Annotated in this window: 5 protein-coding genes and 1 pseudogene (1 of these 6 only partly in view); 2 read left to right on the top strand and 4 right to left on the bottom strand. The window is 46.5% G+C overall.

What is annotated here, in order from left to right; all coding sequences use genetic code 11:
* From QZ327_RS02800 to QZ327_RS02785, 4 genes and pseudogenes are all read right to left on the bottom strand, one after another.
* A pseudogene (locus tag QZ327_RS02800) lies at positions 1 to 404 on the bottom strand (30S ribosomal protein S16); it reaches 128 nt to the left of the window's first position.
* A 214-nt stretch (positions 405 to 618) separates the two neighbouring features.
* Positions 619 to 1,938 (bottom strand): Na+/H+ antiporter NhaC family protein, encoded by a 1,320-nt coding sequence (locus QZ327_RS02795; RefSeq protein WP_294616925.1) that lies wholly within the window; start codon positions 1,936 to 1,938, stop codon positions 619 to 621.
* A 224-nt stretch (positions 1,939 to 2,162) separates the two neighbouring features.
* On the bottom strand, positions 2,163 to 3,653 hold the full coding sequence (locus tag QZ327_RS02790) for a UxaA family hydrolase (protein WP_294616923.1): 1,491 nt from the start codon (positions 3,651 to 3,653) through the stop codon (positions 2,163 to 2,165).
* 54 nt (positions 3,654 to 3,707) lie between these two features.
* Positions 3,708 to 4,763, bottom strand: coding sequence for a LacI family DNA-binding transcriptional regulator (locus QZ327_RS02785; protein WP_294616920.1), 1,056 nt, complete (start codon positions 4,761 to 4,763; stop codon positions 3,708 to 3,710).
* A gap of 256 nt (positions 4,764 to 5,019) precedes the next feature.
* Here QZ327_RS02785 and QZ327_RS02780 point away from each other — a divergent pair, with 256 nt between their 5' ends.
* Together QZ327_RS02780 and QZ327_RS02775 are read left to right on the top strand one after the other, a co-directional pair.
* Positions 5,020 to 6,045, top strand: coding sequence for a sugar kinase (locus QZ327_RS02780; protein ID WP_004294789.1), 1,026 nt, complete (start codon positions 5,020 to 5,022; stop codon positions 6,043 to 6,045).
* A 96-nt stretch (positions 6,046 to 6,141) separates the two neighbouring features.
* A complete protein-coding gene (locus QZ327_RS02775) occupies positions 6,142 to 6,810 on the top strand; it encodes a bifunctional 4-hydroxy-2-oxoglutarate aldolase/2-dehydro-3-deoxy-phosphogluconate aldolase (RefSeq protein ID WP_294616919.1) in 669 nt (222 codons plus the stop codon).
* Positions 6,811 to 6,907 lie beyond the last annotated feature (97 nt).

Raw genomic sequence — 6,907 nt, 5'->3', positions numbered from 1 at the left:
GCTTCGAGACGTGCTTTGGCTTCTGCTTTCTTTGCTTCTTCGTCCTTAGCTTTCAGGGCAGCTAAACCGTTTTGCTTATTGTTCTTCCAAGCTTCGAACTTAGCTTCTGCTTCTGCTTCGCCGAATGCGCCTTTTGCTACACCACCAAGAAGATGTTTCTTCATGTATACGCCTTCACGAGAGAGGATACTGCGAACAGTGTCTGTGGGTTGTGCGCCTTTCAGCACCCAGTTGAGTGCGCGGTCGAATTTCAAATCTACTGTGGCAGGATTGGTGTTGGGATTGTAAGTACCAATCTTCTCAATAAATTTACCATCACGTGGTGCTTTTACGTCTGCAATTACGATAGAGTAGAAAGCATAGCTCTTACGTCCATGTCTTTGCAATCTGATTTTTGTTGCCATTTTTAATAAATGTTTTTTAGTTAATGATTTGAATGATGCTGCTAACTCGTAACAGCGGGTGCAAAGGTAGGAAAGAATTTCGAATTTTGAATGATGAATTTAAATTCTAAGTTAAGAATTATGATTTATTATCTTATACTTGTCATTTAAGTGGAACAAAAATAGGAAATAGTACAGTACATAAGTATAAAGTAACTAACTCAAAATTCGTAATTCAAGATTCTCCCGAATATTTCTTCGGATACCTTATCAATATCGCCACCAGTGCGCAAACTCCCATACAGAACGGGTAGTACAGATGCTCTATGATGCTGAGTGGTGATATGCCCGCCAGTTTTGCGGCTATTAGCATCTGCGCGCCGTAAGGAATGACACCTTGGACGAGGCAGGAGAATGTATCAAGTATGCTTGCCGTTTTTCGGCGGTCTATACGGAAGCGGTGGGTTATGTCTTTGGCAATCGGACCGGTGGTGATGATGGCGATGGTGTTGTTGGCGGTGCAGAGGTTGGCTACGCTCACCAGTGCGGCTATGCTAAATTCCGCGCCCCGCTTACTTGTGACGTGGCGGGTGAGTCGGGTGATAAGAAAGTCAATTCCGCCGTTGTAGCGTATAGTTTCCAGCATTCCGCCTGCCAGCAGGGTGATGATGATAAGTTCGCCCATGCCGGTGATGCCTGTCCCCAGTGCCGCAGACCAATCGAAGAGCCCCGTCCCGGTGAAAAGCCCTACAATACCGGTAGAGCAAATTCCGAGTAATAACACCAATACCACGTTCATCCCCGCTATCGCTGTTCCCAGCACGATGAGGTAGGGGATGACTTTTATCCATTCCAATTCTTGTACCTGTGGGGCGGCAGACAAGGATAGTCCCTGAAAGATGTAGATACCTAACACCACGAGTGCCGCCGGTACTACAATCAGGAAGTTCACCTTGAACTTGTCTTTCATGGAGCAACCCTGTGTACGAGTGGCGGCAATCGTGGTATCCGATATGAACGAAAGGTTATCCCCGAAGAATGAACCGCCTGCCACTACTGCCACTATGTAGGGCAGGTCGATGCCTGTCTTTTCTGCGAGTCCCACTGCTACCGGTGTGAGCGCAACAATAGTCCCTACGCTTGTACCTACGGCCAGGGATATGAAACAAGCGGCAATAAAGATACCCGCTAAGAGCAGGTTATCCGGTAGGATGTGTAGGGTGAGGTTCACCGTGGCATTGATAGCTCCCATCTGCTTAGCACTCTGCGCAAATGCGCCGGCAAGAACGAATATCCATATCATCAGCAGTATGTTCTTGTTGCCTGCTCCGGTGGAAAATTGTCGGAGACGCTCCTCGAGTTTCATTCCTCGCATAATGGCGATGGCGTAGCATGATGACAGCAGGAATGCTGTCGTGATAGGTACTGCGTAAAAATCATTTGCAAGCAACGATGTGACGAGATACAGGCAAAGAAATACCGCCAGTGGACTGAGTGACCACCAGCCGTTCGTAGGCTTGGGAGAAAGGGAAGAGTTTTTTGTATCTGCAGACATACTTTTCTGTTATGGAATTATAAAACGATATTCTGAGTAAATCGGCGACAAAGATACGAATAAGTCGAGCGCACACAAGTTTATTTGATTTTACCAAACGGAAAGTATCTAAAACGAAATTGAAGATGCGTAAAACAAAACAAGATGTACCAAAATTCCGTTAAAATTCTGGCACATCTTAAAGTATGGATGAGACTTATCCGAGGACTTTTATAAAAACAGCCTTACAAAGTCACCCCTGTCTTGAAAATTGCAATCTCTTTGTATCCCTTCTTTTCGTTGTTGACGAACTCGCCGCTTGCCACGCGGATGATATAGTCAATGAACCGCTCGCAGGTCTTCTCCATCGGTTCATTTTCGAGAATGATACCGGCGTTGAAGTCAATCCAGCCCGGTTTGTTCTTGGCAAGGGTGGAGTTGGTAGAGATTTTCATGGTAGGTACGTAAGTTCCGAACGGCGTTCCGCGTCCCGTGGTGAATAGCACCATGTGACATCCGCACGAAGCCAGGGCAGTAGCCGCTACCAAATCGTTGCCCGGGGCTGAAAGCAGGTTCAGTCCCTTCACTTTCAAGCGTTCGCCATAGGCGAGCACGCCGTTCACGTAGCTCTTGCCACATTTTTGGGTACATCCCAACGCTTTATCTTCAAGCGTGGAGATGCCGCCTGCCTTGTTTCCAGGAGAGGGATTTTCGCCCACTGGTTCACCGTGTGAAAGGAAATACTCCTTGAAGTCGTTAATCAGTTTTACCGTCTCCTCAAATAGTTCCTTGTTGCGGCAGCGGTTCATCAGTATGGTTTCCGCGCCAAACATTTCGGGTACTTCCGTCAGTACACTTGTGCCGCCTTGCGCGATAAGGAAGTCGGAAAACATGCCCAATAGCGGGTTCGCTGTGATACCGGAGAAACCGTCGGAGCCACCGCACTTCAGTCCTACGCGCAGTTCGCTCAAGGGTACGTCTACGCGCTCGTCCTTGCAGGCTTTCTCGTAAAGTTCCCGCAGTAGCGTCATACCTTCCTCGTATTCATCGCCCACTTTCTGCGTCACCATGAACTTCACGCGTTCCGTGTCATAGTCGCCCAAAAACTCGCGGAACACATCCGGCTGGTTATTCTCGCACCCCAATCCCACTACAAGTACAGCACCTGCATTGGGGTGCAGCACCATGTCGCGCAAGATTTTCTTGGTATTTTCGTGGTCGTCTCCCAATTGAGAGCAACCGTAGTTATGCGGAAATGCCATGATTGCGTCCACACCTTTGCCTCCGGTTTCGTGCCGCAGGCCCTCTGCTAGTTGGCTGGCGATGCCGTTCACACAACCTACCGTGGGGATGATCCACACTTCATTACGCACTCCCACATCGCCATTCTTGCGACGGTATCCTTTGAATGTCAGGTTCTTGTACGGAATGTCCAAGTTTACTTCCGTAGGATTATACGTATAGTCCAACAACCCGGCAAGGTTAGTCTTGATGTTGTCCTCGTTCATCCAATCGCCTTGATATTTGGCAGTGCAGGCATGTCCGATGGGATAACCGTATTTAATCACATTTTCCCCCTCTTTAAAATCTTTTAGAGCGAACTTATGTCCGGCAGGCACATCCTCGTTTAGGACAATCTCCTTGCCGTCTACTATAAACTTTTCGCCGGCAACCAATGTCGTGATTGCTACTGCAACGTTGTCGGCAGGATTAATTTTCAGATACTTTGTTTCCATATAGTATGTTTTTAGTTGGTTTCGTTCGATAACTCTTCGTTCTTTATATCTTCCTTACTTATTATAATAATATTCGATATTCTCCTTTGTCAGTAAATCTATCGGCATGAAATTCTCCCTTGCTATTTCCTTTTTCAGAATCAGATAGTCGCATAGCGTTTTGATGCCATCAAATCCCTGCAAGGTAGGCTGTTGTGCAATGAGGAAAAAGATACTTCCCGCCTTCAGGCAGTCCACGTTGCGTTTCAGCAGGTCATATCCCATAAGGTTGAAATCTGTTTTTTGGTGTCTTTGCAGGTATTCGCCGATAACGTATGCTTTGGAGTTGAAAGTGATGCCGTTCTTTACGGTGGGATGGGTACGGAAGAAGTCGTCCAGCATCTGTGCGTCCTCACTGTCGCGTTTGGCGTGCAGGTTCAGTTCCCAAATACGGCAGGCGGGGTGATGTTCCAGCATATACTGGCGGAAGCCCACTTCCCGTCGCTCCTGTTGGTTGGAACCCACAATGCCTTCGTTTATCTTGCGAAAGATGACAATCTCCTGCGCATCCTCGCCGGCAAGCAGCATCAGCATACGTGCGGCGAAATATCCGCTTTGGTGCGAGTTCTGCCCGAAGAAAGAGAGAGCGGGTGCTTCCTTGATGTTCGAGTCTATATATATATAAGGTATATGTAGTTTCTCCAGTTCATTGGTGAAAGGGGTGGTGTATTGCGGGGCAGTAGGTGCAAAGAGTACGCCATCGGGTCTGGTCTCCACGATGTTACACGCCGCATGGGCAAAAGAGTGGTAGTCGTACGGATCGTAGTAGGTTAGTTTCACTGTGATGTTGAAGTCTGAGTAAGTGGTCAATGCCTCGTGTATACCGCTCTCTACATCGGTCCAGTATTCGCCCGTATCATGTTGCGGTAGCAGGCAGGCAAACGCGTACTTCTTGTTCGAAGCTAATGCACTGGCATACATGTTGGGTTGGTAGTCCAGTTTTTCCAATATCTCTTCCACTCGTTTGCGGCTGGTTTCCGATACTCCGCTACGCCCGTGTATAACGCGGTCTACGGTCCCCACCGACACATCCGCCATCTTGGCGATATCTTTGATTCGAATCCTTTCCATCTGTGATAGGTTGCTGTTACTATGAATCGCTCTTGTGCTCGTGCACAATAATAATCTAAATATTTTCTCCACAAATATATAACAATTTTTGTAATTACGAAAATTATTGTATCTTTGTGCCCGCACACGAAAGATGCGGATGGTGGACTTTATTGTTGTTTATTCCGCATTTTATCAGGATGTTAGCTCCTTTTGGAAATGCAATGATAATTTGTAAGAGTCAATTTAATCATATATTTAATAAAAACATAGAATTATGGGAAAGAAAGTCGTTACATTAGGTGAGATTATGTTGAGACTGTCCACTCCGGGCAATACTCGTTTCGTACAGTCCGATTCATTTGACGTAGTATATGGTGGCGGTGAGGCAAATGTTGCTGTCAGTTGTGCTAACTACGGTCATGATGCCTATTTTGTAACAAAATTGCCGAAGCACGAAATCGGTCAGTCGGCAGTAAACGCTTTGCGTAAATATGGTGTAAAGACAGACTTCATCGCCCGTGGTGGCGACCGTGTAGGTATATACTATTTAGAGACCGGTGCATCCATGCGTCCCAGCAAGGTGATTTATGACCGTGCCCACTCTTCAATTGCCGAAGCTGATGCTGCGGATTTCGATTTTGATGCCATTATGGAGGGAGCTGATTGGTTCCACTGGTCGGGGATTACTCCTGCCATTTCCGATAAGGCTGCCGAGCTTACCCGTTTGGCATGCGAAGCAGCTAAACGTCATGGAGTTACAGTGTCTGTAGACCTTAATTTCCGTAAAAAACTTTGGACGAAAGAGAAAGCACAGTCTATCATGAAACCTCTGATGCAGTATGTAGACGTATGTATCGGCAACGAAGAAGATGCTGAACTCTGTCTCGGTTTCAAACCCGATGCCGATGTGGAAGGTGGTAAGACGGATGCCGAAGGTTACAAAGGTATTTTCAAGGCGATGGCTAAGGAATTCGGTTTCAAATATGTTATCTCTACTTTGCGCGAATCGTTTTCTGCAACACATAACGGCTGGAAGGCAATGATTTACAATGGTGAGGAATTCTACGAATCAAAACGCTATGATATCAATCCCATCATTGACCGCGTAGGTGGTGGTGACTCTTTCTCTGGCGGTATCATTCACGGTTTGCTTACGAAGCCCAACCAGGGAGCTGCCCTTGAATTCGCAGTGGCTGCTTCTGCCTTGAAGCACACTATCAATGGTGACTTTAATCTTGTTTCAGTAGAAGAAGTGGAAGCTTTGGCTGGAGGTGACGCAAGCGGGCGTGTTCAGCGATAAGAAGATAGGACAGAAGAGCGAGAGTGCTCCTTAAAAAAATGTTCTTTTGTTCTTCTGTTTAAAAAACTTGACAGCATAACTATTAAAAGCAGTAAAATGGCAAAATTTGATAAAATAGCCGTACTGAACAAAATCGGTTCAACCGGCATGGTACCTGTATTCTATCATAAAGATGCAGAAGTGGCAAAGAAAGTAGTAAAAGCCTGCTACGAAGGTGGTGTACGCGCATTCGAGTTTACCAATCGTGGTGATTTTGCGCACGAAGTATTTGCCGAAGTAGTGAAGTATGCGGCAAAAGAATGTCCTGAAATGGCTATGGGTGTAGGTTCTATTGTAGACCCTGCTACGGCAGCGCTTTATTTGCAGTTGGGTGCTAACTTTATCGTAGGTCCGTTGTTCAACCCCGAAATTGCTAAGATTTGTAATCGTCGCCTCGTTGCTTATACTCCCGGATGTGGAAGCGTGTCGGAAGTAGGTTTCGCACAAGAAGCAGGTTGTGACCTCTGCAAAATATTCCCTGGTGATGTATTGGGTGCCAAGCTTGTGAAGGGTCTTTTGGCTCCGATGCCGTGGTCTAAGTTAATGGTGACTGGTGGTGTGGAACCCACACAAGAGAACCTTACTTCTTGGATTAAAGCTGGTGTTTTCTGCGTAGGCATGGGTTCCAAGCTCTTTCCAAACGATAAGGTGGCTGCCGAAGACTGGACATACGTTACGGAGAAGTGTAAGGAAGCGTTGGCTTACATTGCCGAAGCAAGAAAATAATCATTTCTCCATAAGAGCCTGTTCCCCTATATTTTTCATTAGGGGACTATTGGAGGAGATGTAAAACAGGCTTTTATTTTTCATTTTGTTTAAAGGT

Origin of the sequence: uncultured Bacteroides sp. (assembly GCF_910578895.1) — a bacterium.
GTDB lineage: Bacteria > Bacteroidota > Bacteroidia > Bacteroidales > Bacteroidaceae > Bacteroides.
The sequence above is the reverse complement of the archived record's forward strand: the minus strand, read 5'-3'. Positions and strand labels throughout refer to the sequence as shown.